Here is a 14873-nt window from a genome sequence, read left to right on the forward strand (position 1 = left end):
GGCTCAGTCCAGTTTCTCGATGCCGGCGGTTTCGATGATCTGCTTCCACTTGGCGGTTTCGCGATCGATCAGCTGCTTGAATTCATCCGGCGCGCCGCTGGCGGGCACCGCGCCCAGCGTTTCCAGGCCGGTGCGGACCTCGGGGGCCTGCAGCGCCTTCTGGATGGCGGCATTGAGCTTGGCGACGACCTCGGGCGGGGTGCCCTTGGGCGCGACCACGCCGCCCCAGGCCACGGTTTCGTAGCCCTTCAGGCCGGCTTCGTCCAGCGTCGGCACGTCGGGCATCAGCGCCAGGCGCTTCAGGCTGCTGACGCCGATGGCGCGCACCTTGCCGCTCTTGACCAGCGGGGTGGCCTCGGAGGTGTTGACGAACAGGTAGTCCAGGCGCCCGCCCAGCAGGTCCTGGATGGCGGCGGGGCCGCCGTTGTACGGGATGAACATGACGTCGACCTTGGCCATGCTCTTGAACAGTTCGCCGCCCATGTGGCCGGTGGTGCCGACGCCGGAAGCGCCGTACGACAGGCGGCCGGGCTCCTTGCGGGCGCGGTCGATCAGGTCCTGCACGCTCTTGACGGGCGAGTCGGCCGGCACGATCAGCGCGTTGTACAGGTCGAACATGTGGGCCACGGGCGCCAGGTCCTGGTCGACGTCGTAGGGCAGGCGCTTGAACAGCGAGCGGTTGACCGCCAGCGTGTTGATGTTGCCGTAGCCCACCGTGTAGCCGTCGGGCGCGGCGCGCTTGACCAGCGCGATACCGATGTTGCCGGCGGCGCCGGGACGGTTTTCCACCACCAGGGTGGCGCCCGTGTCCTTGGAGATCTGGGTCGTGATCAGGCGCGACAGCACGTCGGGCGAACCGCCGGCGGCCGACGGCACGATGAAGGTGATGGGCTTGTCGGGATAGGCGCCGGCGGCCTGGGCGCCCGCGGTGAAGGTGGCGGCCAGCGCCAGGGCGGCGAGGCTGCGGATGAAGGTGCGTTGCATGCTGGATTCCCCTTGTTTTGTAGTGTGGAGGCCGGCAGATTAGCACCGGGCATGCGGCACCGCGTCATCGAAAAATGTCGAAAACCTATAATCCGCCGTTATTGATCAAGGGGAACCAACATGGATGAGCAGGCCTATGCCGACGAGGTCGGGCCCAGCGCCGGCCGGCCGCTGAACCTGCGCCAGATCGAGGTGTTCCGCGCCATCATGATGGCCGGCTCGATCAGCGGCGCGGGGCGCATGCTGCACGTGTCGCAACCGGCGGTGAGCCGGGTGCTGGCGCTGACCGAGACGCGCCTGGGCTACCGGCTGTTCGAGCGGGTCAAGAGCCGGCTCTCGCCCACCGCCGAGGCGCGGCGCCTGTATGCGGAGGTCGAGCAGGTCTATGGCGGCATCCAGCGCGTCAACGATCTGGCGGCCAGCCTCGGGCAGTCGGGCGCGGGCATGCTCAAGATCGTCGCCAGCGCCAGCTATGGCCAGCGGCTGGTGCCGATGGCGCTGGGCCGCTTTCGCGACCGCAATGCCGACGCGCGGGTCGATTACCGCAGCGTCACGTTCGACGAACTGGCCTCGTATTTCCTGTCGGGACAGGCCGATATCGGCATCTCGATGCGGCCGCCGGACCATCCCAACCTGGCCTCGACCCGGCTGGCGACGGTGCCGGTGATCTGCGCGCTGCCCAAGGGCCATCCGCTGGCCGCGCACGAGGTGGTGCATCCGGAGGATTTCGCCTCGGCGGCCTGGATCGGCTATCCCCACGACACGCCGCTGGGACGCGCGCTGCAGTCGTTCTTCGGCGGCGCGCCGGCCTGCGCGGCGGCGGTCGAGGTGCATTCGCCGGTGACGGCCTGTTCGTTCGTGCAGCAGGGCCTGGGCCCGGCGCTGGTGGATGCCTGGTGCGTGTCGCCGGATCAGACCGACAGCATGGTGCTGCGGCCGATCGCGCCGGGCGCCAGCGTCGAGATCTGGGCCACGCATTCGAACCTGAGCGCGCCGCCGCTGCTGGCGCGGCGCTTCCTGGCGGCGGTCAAGAAGATCCTGGAGAGCGCGGCGCCGGCCGTGGCGGGGGCCTGAAAAAAGAACGCCCCGGCGTCCAGGACGGCCGGGGCGATGGCGCGCGGGCAGGCCGGCGCCGATGCCGTCATGCCAGGCCTTCGGCCTTGAGCGCGGCCTTGACGCCGGCGTTGTCTTCCATGCGCTTGAAGAACGCGGCCAGGTGGTCCTGGCCCGCCAGGTCGACCTGCTTGGCGTGGGCCCAGCGCAGCACCACGTAGAGGTAGGCGTCGGCGATCGACGGCGCCTCGCCGCCCAGGTAGGGTTGGTTGATGAGCTGGGCGTCCAGCAGCGCGAACAGTCGCGTCAGGATCTTGGAGGCCGAGGCGGCCAGTTCCTGCTGCGGGCCTTCTTCGTTGAGGAAGCGGCCGGCGCCGAAGATCATCGAGAAGGTCTTGTGGATGTCGGAGTTGATGAAGCCGAGCCAGCGGCGCACGTCGGCGCGCGAGCGGGCCGAGCCGTCGCCCAGCAGCTTGGCCTGCGGCGCCTGTTCGGCCAGGTATTCCAGAATCGCGACGTTCTGGGTCAGCGCGAAACCGTCGTCGACCAGCGCGGGCACGGCGCCCAGCGGATTGACCTTCAGGAACTCGGGACCCTTGAGTTCGTCGCGGCTGAGCTTGTGCGTGTCATAGGGCTTGCCGATCCATTCCAGCACGATGTGGGAGGCGAGCGAGCACGCGCCGGGCATGTAGTACAGTTTCATGTAAGGGAGTCTCCTGAGAGAAATGGACGGGCAGCCACCCGTCGCTGGCTCCTATGGTACGCCACCCGCAAGGCGCCGCGCCGTGCCGCCGCGCTTCACCCCGCCGCCGGAGATGTCCATGCCGTCACGCCCGTCCGCGATCCGTCGCGCCTCGTCCCTGATCGCCTTCGCCGGCGCCGCGCTATGCGCGGCCAGCGTCTGGGCCACCCCGCAGAAAAGTCCCGACAGGCCGCCCGCCGCGCGCGCGCAGGTGACCGTCGTGGTGGGCGGCCTGGAGCATCCCTGGTCGATGGCCTTCCTGCCCGAGGGCGGCATGCTGATCACCGAGCGCCCCGGCAGCCTGCGGCTGCTGCGCATCCCGGGCGGCCTGTCCCAACCGCTGGCCGGCGTGCCCAAGGTGGCGGCGCAGGGGCAGGGCGGCCTGCTGGACGTGGCCCTGTCGCCGGGCTTCGCGCAGGACCGCTACGTCTATCTGTCATACGCCGAATCGGATGGCTCGCGCAGCGGCACCGCCGTCGGCCGCGGCCGGCTGTCGGCCGACGCCACGGCGCTGGAGGACTTCCAGGTGCTGTTCCGCCAGGCGCCCAAGCTGTCGCAGGGCCTGCATTTCGGCTCGCGCCTGGTGTTCGACGGCAAGGGCCATCTGTTCATTTCACTGGGCGAGAACAACCAGCGCCCGACCGCGCAGGACCTCGACAAGCTGCAGGGCAAGGTGGTGCGCCTGAACGTCGACGGCTCGGTGCCGCCCGACAATCCCTTTGTCGGCAAGGCCGGCGCGCGGCCGGAAATCTGGTCGTACGGGCACCGCAATCCGCAGGGCATGGCGATGAATCCGTGGAGCGGCGCGCTGTGGGAGCACGAGCACGGCCCGCGCGGCGGCGACGAGATCAACCTGGTGCAGCCCGGCAAGAACTACGGCTGGCCGCTGGCGACCTACGGCATCAATTACTCTGGCCAGCCGATTCCCGAGGCCAAGGGCGAGACGTTGCCGGGCATGGAATCGCCGCTGTACTGGTGGGCCAAGTCGCCGGCCATCAGCGGCATGGCGTTCTACGATGCCGACCGCTTTCCCGCCTGGCGCCATTCGCTCTTCATCGGCGCGCTGGCCGACCAGGACCTGATCCGGCTGACGCTGGACGGCGACAAGGTGGTGGCCGAGGAACGCCTGCTGGGCGAGCGCAAGGCCCGCATCCGCGACGTGCGGCAGGGGCCGGACGGATTTGTGTATGTGCTGACCGACGCGTCGCCGGGCGAGCTGCTGCGGCTGGCGCCGGCGCCAGCGGGAGGGTGATGTCATGAAGACCTATGAATTGATCGGCTCGCCCGGCTGCGGTTCGGCCGTGGTCGAGATGGCGCTGGCGCTGGCCAGCGTGCCGCACACGCTGACCGACGTGCCGTACCTCAAGCCCGGTCCCGAGCGCGACCGGCTGCTGCACCTCAATCCGCTGGGCCAGGTGCCGACGCTGATCACGCCGGACGGCGAAGTGATGACCGAAAGCGCGGCGATGGTGCTGCACCTGCACGACGTGGCGCCGCAGGCCGGCCTGGCGCCCGAGCCATCACGGCCCGAGCGGGCGCGTTTCCTGAACCTGCTGGTGCGGCTGGTGGCGGCGATCTACCCCACCTTCACCTACGGCGATGATCCGCCGCACTGGACCACGCCGGGCGCGGCGGCCGACCTGCTGCGCGAGCGGGTGCATACGCGGCGCGCGGAACTGTGGCTGGAACTGGAGCGCCAGGCCGGCGCGCCGCACATGCTGGGCCGGCGCTTTTCGGCGCTGGACCTGTACGTGACGGTGATGACGCACTGGCGGCCGGGCCGCGCCTGGTTCGAGGCCCACTGTCCGGCCTTGACGGCGGTCGCCGACCAGGCGGCGCTGGAGCCGACCGTGGCGGGCGTGCTGCGCCGTAATTTCCCGCCGCCGACCGAATAGCGGGCGCGCCGCGCGGGGCCGACCATTGACCGCCGCGCGGCTTGGCCGGCCTGGCCGCTAGGCCTTGGCGCGCCGCTTGTGCGAGCCGCGCGCCTCGCGCACCGCGATGTAGACGCCGCTGCCGGCGATGAACAGCGCGCCCAGGTAGGCATAGGCGTCGGGCGCCTCGCGCCAGAAGATCCAGCCCAGCAGCGTGGCCCAGATCAGGCCGGTGTAGTCGAACGGCGCCACCACCGAGGCCGGCGCGATGCGAAAGCCCTGCGTGATCAGCGCCAGCCCGAGCGTGCTGAACAGCGCCACCGCCGCGAAATAGGGCAGGTCGACCATGGCCGGCGTGTGCCAGACCCAGGGCAGGGCCACCGCGCTGCACACCAGCTGGCCGGCGACGATGTAGAAGGTGGTGGTCAGCATGCCTTCACCGCGGCTGATGCCGCGCGCCGTGATCATCATGACGGCGTACAGGAAGGCGGTGGTCAGCGGCAGCAGGGTGGCGGCCTGGAAGGCGTCGGTGCCCGGCCGCACGATGATCAGCACGCCCGCGAACCCGGCCAGCACCGCCAGCCAGCGCCGGCCATCGACGCGCTCCTTCAGGATCAGCACCGACAGCGCGGTGACGAACAACGGCGCGGCGAACGCGATGGCGGTGGCCTCCGCCAGCGGCAGCGCGCGCAACCCCAGGTAGAAACAACAGGCCGAGACCACGTTGATGGCGCCGCGCGTCAGGTGCAGGCCGGGATGGGCCGTGCGCAGCACCCGGCGTCCGCCCAGCCAGACGGCCAGGGCGGTGACGAACGGCAGCGCGATCAGCGCGCGCAGGAACAGGATCTGCAGCGGGTTGTAGGAGGTGCCCAGCCATTTGGCGTTGGCGTCGCTGAGCGTCAGGAAGAAGATGCCTCCGGCGACACAGGCGATGCCCGTGAAGACGGAGTGGTCACGCGCGGCGGGAAAAACGGTAGAGGACGACATCGGGGTTCAGCAGGAAAGGCGGCCGAGGCCGCCAGGAGGCAATGCGGGGGTGCCGGGCCGCGGCCCGGCGAGGGGGCTCAGCCCTGGGCGCGGTAGGCGGCCAGCGCCACCATCGCCCAGGCGGCCAGGAAGGCCGCGCCGCCCACGGGCGTGATCGCGCCGAGCCAGTGGGTGCCGGTCAGGGTCAGGACGTACAGGCTACCTGAAAACAGGACGATGCCGATGAACATCACCAGGCCGGCGGCCGACAGCAGCGGCGAACCGTAGCGCGCGCCGAGCAGCGCGATGATGAACAGGCCCAGGCCGTGGATCAGATGGTACATGACGCCGGTCTGCCAGACCGCCAGCAGCTCGGGGGTCACCAGGCGCTTGAGGCCGTGCGCGCCGAAGGCGCCGGCGCCGACGGCGATCAGCAGGTTGATGGCCGCGAGAATGGTGAGCTGGCGGTCGGTCATGCGGGATCCTTTGCGGGAAAGTGGGCGCGGTTGCGCAGGTGCCTATGATAGGCCCATTCGCGGCGGCCCCGGCGGAGGATCAATCCACCGTCAGCACCGCCCGGCCTAGCACCTTGCCGGCGCGCAGCGACGCCAGCACGCTGTCGGCCGCATCCAGCGGATAGCGGTGCACCGGCATCGGCGGCACCTTGCCGGCCCGCACCAGTTCCATCAGCTCGCGCAGTTCGGCCAGGTTGCCGACGTAGCTGCCGATGATGGACATGGCCTTCATCGGAATCAGGGCGATCGGCCACGACGAGGCGCCGCCGAACAGCCCGACGATGATGAGCTTGCCGCCCTTGGTCAGGAAGTCGAACGCCAGCGCGGTGGTGGACGGGGCGCCCACCAGGTCGATGGCCGCCTGCAGCGGCTTGCCGCCGGCGGCCTGGATGATCTGCCGCGCGGCGTCGGGCGCGGCGCCGTCGATGGCGGCCAGCGCGCCGGCCTCCAGCGCGGCCTGGCGCTTGGCCGGGTCGATGTCGACCACGATGCCGCCCTTGCCGCCCAGCGCCTTGATCAGCGTCAGGCTCATCAGGCCCAGGCCGCCGGCGCCGAAGATGACCACGGGGTGCTCGCGGTAGACGGCCTCGCCGATCTTCCTGAGCGCCGAATAGGTGGTCAGGCCCGAGCAGGCGTAGGGGGCGATGCGGGCCGGATCGAGATCGCCGATGTCGATCAGGTAGCGCGGGTGCGGCACCAGCATCTGCTCGGCGTAGCCGCCGGCGCGATGGATGCCCAGGCAGGCGGGGGCGGTACAGTGGTTTTCCTGCCCGGACAGGCAGGTGGGGCAGGCGCCGCAGCCGATCCACGGATAGACCAGGTAGTTGCGGCCGGTTTCGACGCCCGTGGCGTCGGGGCCGGCGGCGACCACGCTGCCGACCGTTTCATGGCCCATCGTCAGGGGCAGCGTCACGCCCCGTTCCTTGAGCGACAGGGTGCGGCCCTGGCCCAGGTCGTAGCCGCCTTCCCACAGGTGGATGTCGCTGTGGCAGACGCCCGCGGCGCGGACCTTCAGCAGCACCTGCGAGCCTTGCGGCGCGGCAATGGGCTGATCCATCTGCTGCAGCGGTTCGCGGAAATTGACGACGCAATAGCACTTCATGGAATGTCTCCTCTGGGGGGCGGTTTCTTGCTCTACCAGGGGCATTCTCAATCAGTTCGGTGGCAATCGGCAACCCGTCCGCCGCCACCGCGTCTGGCAAGCGCGCGTCAGCCGCCGCGGCGCACCAGCGTCGACTTGCCGAACAGGCTCTCGATCAGGTCCACCGCCAGGTCGGCGGTCTTGTTGCGCACGTCGAAGGCCGGGTTCAGTTCGACCACGTCGAGCGAGCGCATCAGGCCGGTGTCGGCGATCATCTCCATGCACAGCTGGGCCTCGCGGTAGGTCGGGCCGCCCATGACCGTGGTGCCGACGCCGGGCGCGATCTCCGGGTCGAGGAAGTCGACGTCGAAACTGACGTGCAGGTGGGTGTCGGCGTCCAGTCCGGCCAGCGCCGCTTCCATCGTCGCGCGCATGCCCATTTCGTCCAGGTAGCGCATGTCGAACACTTCCAGGCCGGCCTGGTGCACCAGGCGCTTCTCGCCGTCATCGACGCTGCGGATGCCGATCTGGCGCACCCAGGCCGGATCGATGTCGGGCGTCTGGCCCGACATGCCGGTGATCTGGGCCGGGCCATGGCCGCAGAGGCAGGCCACCGGCATGCCGTGGATGTTGCCGGTGGGCGTGAGCGCGTTGGTGTTGAAGTCGGTGTGCGCGTCCAGCCACAGCACCCGCAGCTTCTTGCCGGTGTCGCGGCAATGGCGCGCCACCGCGCTGATCGAGCCGATGCCCAGGCAGTGGTCGCCGCCCAGCAGGATCGGCAGCGAGCCCTGCGTCAGCGCCTCGTACATGGCGTCGTGCACGGCCTGGTTCCAGGCGGCCACCTCGTTCAGGTGACGGTAGCCGTCCACGGGCGGCTGCCAGGGGTTGGCCGGGCCGTAGAGGTTGCCGCGGTCGGTGACCTGGAATCCCTGGGCTTCGATGACGGGGCCGATGCCGGCCACGCGCAGCGCCTCGGGGCCCATCGAGGCGCCGCGGGCGCCCGCGCCGATGTCCGTGGGCGCGCCGATCAGGGTGACATGCGGGGGCAGGGTAGCGGTGTTTTGCAAGGTCGGACTCCGTCATGCAGGGTTTCGGTATCGGGGTCGAGTGTAGCGCCGCGGCGTGACGCGATCGCCATGGCGCGGGCAAGGCCTTTGGCCGCGCGGGAACGGCGCTGCGGCACAATAGCCGGGCCGATCGAATTCTTTTCCGGATGATCCCATGTCTTTGCAATCCCTGTTCCTGACCCTGGCGCGCGGCGCCGCCGCGGCCGCCCTGGGGCTGGCCTGCGCCAGCCCGGCGCTGGCGGCCGACAAGCCGCTGCGCATCGGCCTCATCCCGAGCGTGGCCAATGCCGCCACCGAGCTGGCCGTGGCCGAGGCCCGCAAGGCCGGCCTGGAGGTCGAGCTGGTCGAATTCAACGACTGGGTATTGCCCAACATCGCGGTGGCCGACGGCTCGGTCGACGCCAATTTCTTCCAGCACGAACCGTTCCTGCAACTGTTCAACGCCCGCCGCGGCGCCAACCTGACGCCCATCGCCTACGGGTATTCGACCACCATCGGCCTGTTCTCCAAGAAGCTCAAGAAGGGCCAGCCGCTGCCGGACGGGGCCACCATCGCGGTGCCCAACGATCCGGTCAACACCGGCCGCGCCTTGCTGCTGCTGGAGTCCATCGGCCTGATCAAGCTCAAGCCGGGCGTGGCGCACCAGGCCACGATCGAGGACGTGACCGACAACCCCAAGAAGCTGAAGTTCGTGCAGATCGAGGGCTCGCAGTCGGCGCGCGTGTTCGACGACGTCACGGCGTCGGTCACGTACACCACCTTCGCCAAGCAGGCCGGCCTGGACGAAAAGGACGGCCTGGCGTTCGACAACACCGATCCGGCCAATGTGCGCCGCTACGCCATCCGCTGGGTCGCGCGGCCCGACCGCGCGCAGGACCCGCGCCTGCTGAAGTTCATCGCCATCTACCAGCAGTCGGCCGAGGTCAAGGCCAAGCTGCGCAGCCTGTACGGCGACCTGATCAGCTTCCCCTGGTAGCGCGGGGCCGCTGCGGAGCGGGAGGGGCCCGGGCGGGCTTGACGTTTCTTGGCAATTGCCGCGCGGCCTTGACCGTATACTGGCCGCGCTTTGCACCCCCCGGGGCCGATCCGGCCCCGCCGTGACGCCTTTGCCCGCCCGCCACCCCATGCGACTCGTTTCTTCGAATGACGCCCTGAATGCCTCGTCGCCGCGCCTTGCCGGCGGCGACCGCGCGGGCGCGCCGGACCCGCGCGACGAGGAACTGGCCCGCCTGCGCCAGGTGGTGGCCCAATACGAGGCCCTGTTCCACAACGCCCCGGTGCTGATCAACGCGTTCGACGAGCGCGGCCAATGCCTGCTGTGGAACGACGCCTGCGAGCGCCGCTTCGGCTGGACCCGCGACGAGATCAACCAGCATCCCGAACCGCTGGCGCTGTTCTATCCCGACCCGGAGATCCGCGCCCGGGTCGTCGAAAGCGTCGGGCGGACGCCGCAGCGCGGCTTTCGCGAATGGCGGCCGCTGACGCGCGACGGCGAGCGCCTGTCGGTCATGTGGTCCAACGTGCGCCTGCCTGATGGCAGCGTCGTCAACATCGGCATGGACGTGACCGAGAACCGCCGCAACGAGGCCGCGCTGGCGCGCCTGGCCAAGGTCGACGGCCTGACCGGCTGCTGGACCCGCGCCGAGATCCTGCAGCGCATGAAGACGATGCTGGAGGCGGCCCGGCATGGCGCCGGCCATACGGCGCTGATGCTGGACCTGGATTTTTTCAAGCAGGTCAACGACCGCTACGGCCACCTGGGCGGCGATGCCGCCTTGCGCCATTTCTGCGACCAGTTGCGGGCCTGCCTGCGCGAGGGCGATTCGGTCGGACGCCTGGGCGGCGAGGAATTCGTGGTGCTGCTGGCGGACGCCGGCCAGGATGTGGCGCTGGCGGTCTGTGACCGGCTGCGCGCCAGCCTGCGCCAGCACCCGGCCAACATCGACGGCCACGCCGTGGTGCTGTCGGCCAGCGGCGGCATCACCGGTTTCCTGGAAACCGACGCCAGCATGTCGGACGTGCTGCGGCGCGCCGACCAGGCCTTGTATCAGGCCAAGCGCTCGGGCCGCGATTGCGCGGTGGTCCTGCCGTCCTGAGGCGTCAGGCGGCGGCGCGGCGCTCGCCGGCGCGGCGGCCGTTCAGGCGCCAGTGCAGGGCCAGCGCGGCCAGGGCCACGGCGGCCGCGGCGGCCAGCCCCAGGCTCTCGAAGCCGGCGTGGGTGTAGAGCGTGCCGGCCACCGCGGTGCCGACGCTGGCGCCCAGGTAGGTGGTGCAGGTATTCAGTCCCAGCACCGCGCCGCGTTCGTCGGGCCGGGCCCGCGACAACAACAGCACCAGCAGGTTCAGGCTCAGTTGCGAGGCCGCGCCCCACAGCGCGGCCAGCGCCAGCACCGCCGTCAGCGCGTGCGCGGCCGGCAGCAGCGCCAGGTAGACCAGGGCGATGGCGGCCAGCGCCAGCGGCAGGGCGCGGCGCGGGCCCAGCCGCTCGATCAGCGGCGCGCCGCCCAGGCCGGCCAGCAGGAAGCCGGCGCCATAGGCGAAGGCGATGAAGCCGACCTGGCCCGCCGACAGTCCCAGCAGGGTGCGCACGTGATCCGCCAGGAAGGCATAGACGCCGTAGAAGGCCGACGAGAACGCCAGGCAGCCCAGCAGCAGCACCGGCACGTCGCGGTACGACAGCGGCGCCAGCAGGCGCGACAGCCGCGGCGGCGCGGCGTGGGCGCTGCGGCGTTCCGGCAGCTTGCGCAGCCCCGCCAGCGCGACCGCGGCGCACAGGGCCAGCACGGCGTAGGTGGCGCGCCAGCCGACCGCGTCGGAGATCAGCGCCGACAGGGGCACGCCAGCCACCAGCGAGACCGACCAGCCCGAGATCACGCGCCCCAGCGCGCGGGTTTCCTGTCCGGCGGCGGCCACCAGCGAGGCCGAGCCGTAGGCCGCCGGCAGGATCACGCCCGCGGCGGCGCCGGCCAGCGCCTGGGCCACGGTCAGGACGATCCAGTGCGGCGCGGTGGCCGACAGCAGCAGCGCCGCGATCAGCACCGCCATGGCGATGAGGAGGGAACGGCGGATGCCCCAGCGGTCGATGCGGGCCGCCAGCAGGAAGGCGCTGGCCGCGGTGGCCGCGCCGTAGGCCGAAATGGCGGTGCTGACGGTGAGGGCGGTGCTGCCGAACGAACGCGCCACGTCCGACAGGATCGGGCTGAGCGCCAGGCCGTTCGAGCCGACGACGCTGACGGCGAACATCAAGGCGGGGATGGCGGGGGGAAGCGGCTGGCGGCGCGACGGCGCGCGAGCGGTGTTGCGGTTCTGCATCCGCGGAATTTTATTGGAATAAAATAAGGGTTAATACCGATATTCCTTTATCCCGTAAAAGTTCGAATGCCGTTAGGCAGAACCAGATTCCAATGCCAGATCTCGACGACCGCGACCGAAAACTATTAACGCTGCTGGCGGACGACGCCTCGCCGAGCTACGCCGAATTGGGCAAATTGCTGAACCTGTCGGCCCCCGCCGTGCACGAGCGGGTCAAGCGCCTCAAGCGCGACGGCCTCATCAAGGGCATCGCCGCGCGGCTGGACGGCGCCCGCATCGGCCGCCCGCTGCTGGCGTTCGTGCACGTGGACACCAACAACTGGAGCATCACCCAACAGGTGCTGGGCCTGGCCGAACTGACCGAGGTCGAGGAGATCCACACCATCACCGGCAAGAGCGCCATGCTGCTCAAGGTGCGGGTGCGCGACACGCAGGCGCTGGAGGCGCTGCTGGCGCGCATCCACCAGATCGAGGGCATCACCAACACCACCAGCGATATCGCGCTGACCAGCTACCTGGAGCGCGGGCCGCTGCCGGACGACGCCTAGTTCAGTGCACCGGCCGCAATCGCAGGCGGGTGATCTCGGACGGCGCGCCCAGGCGCTTGGGCGGGCCCCAGTAGCCGGTGCCGCGGCTGATGTAGACCCACATGTCGCCCAGGCGGTGCAGGCCGGCCGTGTACGGCTGCTGGAAGCGCACGAAAAAGCCCCAGGGGAAGAACTGGCCGCCATGCGTGTGGCCCGACAGTTGCAGGGTGTAGCCCAGCGGCGCGGCCGCGGCCGCGCTGCGCGGCTGGTGCGCCAGCAGGATCTTGGGCAGCGCATCGGCCGGCGCGCCGGCCAGCGCCGCCGCGGGGTTGCTGCGCTGGCGCGGGTCGAACGCGCCGGCGCTGTAGTCGGTGACGCCGGCCACCACCACCGGCAGGCCGGCGGGATGGATCACGGCATGCTCGTTCATCAGCACCCGCAAGCCCATGCGGCGGAATTCCGCCACCCAGGGCGCGGCGCCTGAATAATATTCATGGTTGCCGGTCACCAGGTACACGCCGAAGGGCGCGCGCAGCTGGCCCAGCGGGCTGGCCTGCGCCGCCAGCTGCTCGACGCTGCCGTCCACCACGTCGCCGGTGATGGCGATGACGTCGGGCGTCAGCTCGTTGACCGCGTCGACGATGGCCTGCACGTAGCGCCGCTTGATCGTCGGCCCGACGTGGATGTCGCTGATCTGCACAATGGTGAAGCCGTCCAGGTCGGTCGGCAGGCCGCGGATCGGCACGTCGACCGTCACTACGCGGGCGCGCCGGCGGGCGTTGTAGAAGCCGACCAGCGTGGCCGCCAGCGCCAGTGCCGCGACGGCGATCGCGCTGATGCGCCGCAAGTCGATCCAGGGCAGTCCCGGGCCCGTCGCCAGGCTCACCAGCCACGTCACCAGCAACAGCGCGTCGCGCAGCACCGTCAGCACGAACAGCGACGAGAACAGCCCCATGGCGATCAGGCCGACCCAGGCGATGCGGTCGCCCCAGGGCGGGTGCACCGACGAGCGCGCCAGCATGCCCAGCGGAATCAGGATGCACGACAGGATCAGCAGCAGGATCGCGCTCGCCGAACCCGGGCCGTCCAGGCCGGCGTCGGGGATCAGGCGGGCGCCGACGTAGACGTGGGCCAGCGCGCCCAGGGTCAGAAAGCGCAGGAAAAACGAGGATTGGCGTAGAGACACGGGCGGCGGGGCGGGGGCCGGCGCGAGGGGCGGCCCAACGGTAGCGAAGGAACCCCCATTCTATGCCCTGCGCGCACGGCATCCGGGATGGAAATGCCACGGGCGGCGCCAGATGGACGCCGCCGCTTGCGCGTGACGGCCGCCTCAGGCGGGCGTCAGCAGGCTGGCGTCCATCTGGTCCAGGCGGTTGATGCCGAGCATGGCCATGTTGCGGTCGACCTCGGCGCGCAGCAGGCCGATGGCGTGCGCCACGCCGGCCTGGCCGCCGACGGCCGCGGCATAGTTGAAGGGACGGCCGACGAACACGAAGCGCGCGCCCAGCGCCAGCGCCTTGAGCACGTCGCCGCCGCGACGCACGCCGCTGTCCATCATCACCGGCATGGCGCCGGCGGCCGCCACCACGCCGGGCAGGGCGCGCAGCGGCGAGATCGCGCCGTCGAGCTGGCGGCCGCCGTGGTTGGAGACGATGATGCCGTCGGCGCCGTGCTCGCGCGCCAGCCGCGCGTCGGCCGGGTGCAGGAGGCCCTTGATGATGAGCGCGCCCTGCCATTGCCGGCGGATGCGCGCCACGTGCTCCCAATTGAGGTGGTCGCGGGCGCTGAAATCACGCAGCACCGAGCCCGACACGATGGGCGCGCCGCGCGTGGCGAACGAATTCTCGAAGTGCGGCATGCCGTGGGCCAGCAGCGTGCGCAGGAAGGTGCCGGCGAGCCAGCGCGGCCGGGTCAGGCCGTCCCAGGCCAGCCGCAGGCTCGGCTTGAGCGGGGTGGAAAAGCCGGTGCGCACGTTGTTCTCGCGGTTGGCCGACACCGGGATGTCCACCGTCAGCACCAGGGTCTCGTAGCCGGCGCGGGCGGCGCGCGCCACCAGCGCGTCGATGCGCGCGGGGTCGCCGGGCAGGTAGGCCTGGAACCAGGTGCCGGGCGCGGCCTGGATGACGTCTTCCAGCGCGATCAGCGCGGTGCCGCTGAGGATGGCGGGAATGCCCTGTTCGTGCGCGGCCCGCGCCAGCACGATGTCGCCGCGATAGGCCGACAGCGCGCTGATGCCCATGGGTGCGATGCCGAACGGCGATTCGTAGCGGCGGCCGAACAGCTCGACCTGCTGCTGGCGGCGCGAGACGTCGACCAGCACGCGCGGCTGGAAGGCGTAGCGGCCGAAGGCCTCGCGATTGGCCCGCAGAGACTGGTTGTCCTCGGCGGCGCCGGCCACGTAACCGAAGATCGGACGCGGCAGGCGCCGGCGCGCGGCGGCCTCGAAGTCGTCCAGCGACAGCATGCGCGCCAGGGCGCGGGACGGGCGGCTCGGGGTGGCGGCGGGGGCGGCGGCGGGCAGGGCGGTGGTGGTCATGGCAGGTTCGAAAAAGCGCCAATCTACCCACGGTAGTTAGCCACATAAAGCGAATAAATTCTGAATTTCCTGTTCGCTTTATTGAAAGTAAGGTGCCGCCTGATCGGCGCATGGCGCGCCTCGGCGCCGCCGCGCGGCCGGGCCAAGGCGTCCGTCGCCTTCCAGGCGGCCGTCCGAGCGCGATTCGTTATCGGAACCTGAGAAATTGTGATAATT

Annotated in this window: 15 protein-coding genes; 6 read left to right on the forward strand and 9 right to left on the reverse strand. The window is 70.5% G+C overall.

Annotated elements, in window-relative coordinates; translation table 11 throughout:
• Positions 1–3 precede the first annotated feature (3 nt).
• A complete protein-coding gene (locus H0523_RS17900; protein ID WP_054434036.1) occupies positions 4–984 on the reverse strand; it encodes a Bug family tripartite tricarboxylate transporter substrate binding protein in 981 nt (326 codons plus the stop codon).
• Between the two features lie 120 nt (positions 985–1104).
• Between H0523_RS17900 and H0523_RS17905 the strand changes: the two genes are divergently transcribed.
• A complete protein-coding gene (locus tag H0523_RS17905; RefSeq protein ID WP_054434037.1) occupies positions 1105–2058 on the forward strand; it encodes a LysR family transcriptional regulator in 954 nt (317 codons plus the stop codon).
• A 67-nt stretch (positions 2059–2125) separates the two neighbouring features.
• On the opposite strand, the gene H0523_RS17910 is transcribed toward H0523_RS17905, so the two are convergent.
• On the reverse strand, positions 2126–2740 hold the full coding sequence (locus H0523_RS17910) for a glutathione S-transferase family protein (protein ID WP_054434038.1): 615 nt from the start codon (positions 2738–2740) through the stop codon (positions 2126–2128).
• A gap of 112 nt (positions 2741–2852) precedes the next feature.
• On the opposite strand from H0523_RS17910, the gene H0523_RS17915 reads away from it, so the two are divergent.
• Entirely contained in the window at positions 2853–4031 is a 1179-nt protein-coding gene (locus tag H0523_RS17915) for a PQQ-dependent sugar dehydrogenase (protein WP_369815813.1), read from the forward strand.
• Between the two features lie 4 nt (positions 4032–4035).
• Entirely contained in the window at positions 4036–4674 is a 639-nt protein-coding gene (locus tag H0523_RS17920) for a glutathione S-transferase family protein (protein WP_054434039.1), read from the forward strand.
• Positions 4675–4731: 57 nt separating this feature from the next.
• On the opposite strand, the gene H0523_RS17925 is transcribed toward H0523_RS17920, so the two are convergent.
• The 4 genes from H0523_RS17925 to rocF form a co-directional block, all read right to left on the reverse strand.
• A complete protein-coding gene (locus H0523_RS17925; RefSeq protein WP_054434040.1) occupies positions 4732–5640 on the reverse strand; it encodes a DMT family transporter in 909 nt (302 codons plus the stop codon).
• A gap of 77 nt (positions 5641–5717) precedes the next feature.
• Positions 5718–6095 (reverse strand): DUF423 domain-containing protein, encoded by a 378-nt coding sequence (locus H0523_RS17930; protein ID WP_054434041.1) that lies wholly within the window; start codon positions 6093–6095, stop codon positions 5718–5720.
• A gap of 79 nt (positions 6096–6174) precedes the next feature.
• Positions 6175–7236, reverse strand: a complete 1062-nt coding sequence (locus H0523_RS17935; RefSeq protein WP_054434042.1) for an alcohol dehydrogenase — start codon at positions 7234–7236, stop codon at positions 6175–6177.
• A 107-nt stretch (positions 7237–7343) separates the two neighbouring features.
• A complete protein-coding gene (gene rocF / locus H0523_RS17940) occupies positions 7344–8282 on the reverse strand; it encodes an arginase (RefSeq protein ID WP_054434043.1) in 939 nt (312 codons plus the stop codon).
• A 154-nt stretch (positions 8283–8436) separates the two neighbouring features.
• Between rocF and H0523_RS17945 the strand changes: the two genes are divergently transcribed.
• Together H0523_RS17945 and H0523_RS17950 are read left to right on the forward strand one after the other, a co-directional pair.
• Positions 8437–9258 (forward strand): MetQ/NlpA family ABC transporter substrate-binding protein, encoded by an 822-nt coding sequence (locus H0523_RS17945; RefSeq protein WP_054460660.1) that lies wholly within the window; start codon positions 8437–8439, stop codon positions 9256–9258.
• Between the two features lie 148 nt (positions 9259–9406).
• Positions 9407–10378: a GGDEF domain-containing protein gene (locus tag H0523_RS17950; protein WP_054434167.1), complete on the forward strand. Its 972-nt coding sequence runs from the start codon at positions 9407–9409 to the stop codon at positions 10376–10378.
• 4 nt (positions 10379–10382) lie between these two features.
• Here H0523_RS17950 and H0523_RS17955 read toward each other — a convergent pair whose 3' ends face one another.
• Positions 10383–11594: an MFS transporter gene (locus H0523_RS17955; protein WP_054434045.1), complete on the reverse strand. Its 1212-nt coding sequence runs from the start codon at positions 11592–11594 to the stop codon at positions 10383–10385.
• 92 nt (positions 11595–11686) lie between these two features.
• On the opposite strand from H0523_RS17955, the gene H0523_RS17960 reads away from it, so the two are divergent.
• Complete coding sequence (locus H0523_RS17960; protein WP_006394840.1) at positions 11687–12142, forward strand: Lrp/AsnC family transcriptional regulator; 456 nt, start codon at positions 11687–11689, stop codon at positions 12140–12142.
• Between the two features lies 1 nt (position 12143).
• Here the strand turns inward: H0523_RS17960 and H0523_RS17965 are convergent, their stop codons facing one another.
• Together H0523_RS17965 and H0523_RS17970 are read right to left on the reverse strand one after the other, a co-directional pair.
• Positions 12144–13307 carry a metallophosphoesterase gene (locus H0523_RS17965; RefSeq protein ID WP_054434046.1) on the reverse strand — a complete coding sequence of 388 codons (1164 nt, stop codon included), beginning with the start codon at positions 13305–13307 and terminating at the stop codon, positions 12144–12146.
• 144 nt (positions 13308–13451) lie between these two features.
• A complete protein-coding gene (locus tag H0523_RS17970) occupies positions 13452–14657 on the reverse strand; it encodes an alpha-hydroxy acid oxidase (RefSeq protein ID WP_054434047.1) in 1206 nt (401 codons plus the stop codon).
• Positions 14658–14873 lie beyond the last annotated feature (216 nt).

The sequence above is a fragment of the Achromobacter insuavis genome (assembly GCF_902859645.1).
Classification (GTDB): Bacteria; Pseudomonadota; Gammaproteobacteria; order Burkholderiales; family Burkholderiaceae_B; genus Achromobacter; species Achromobacter insuavis.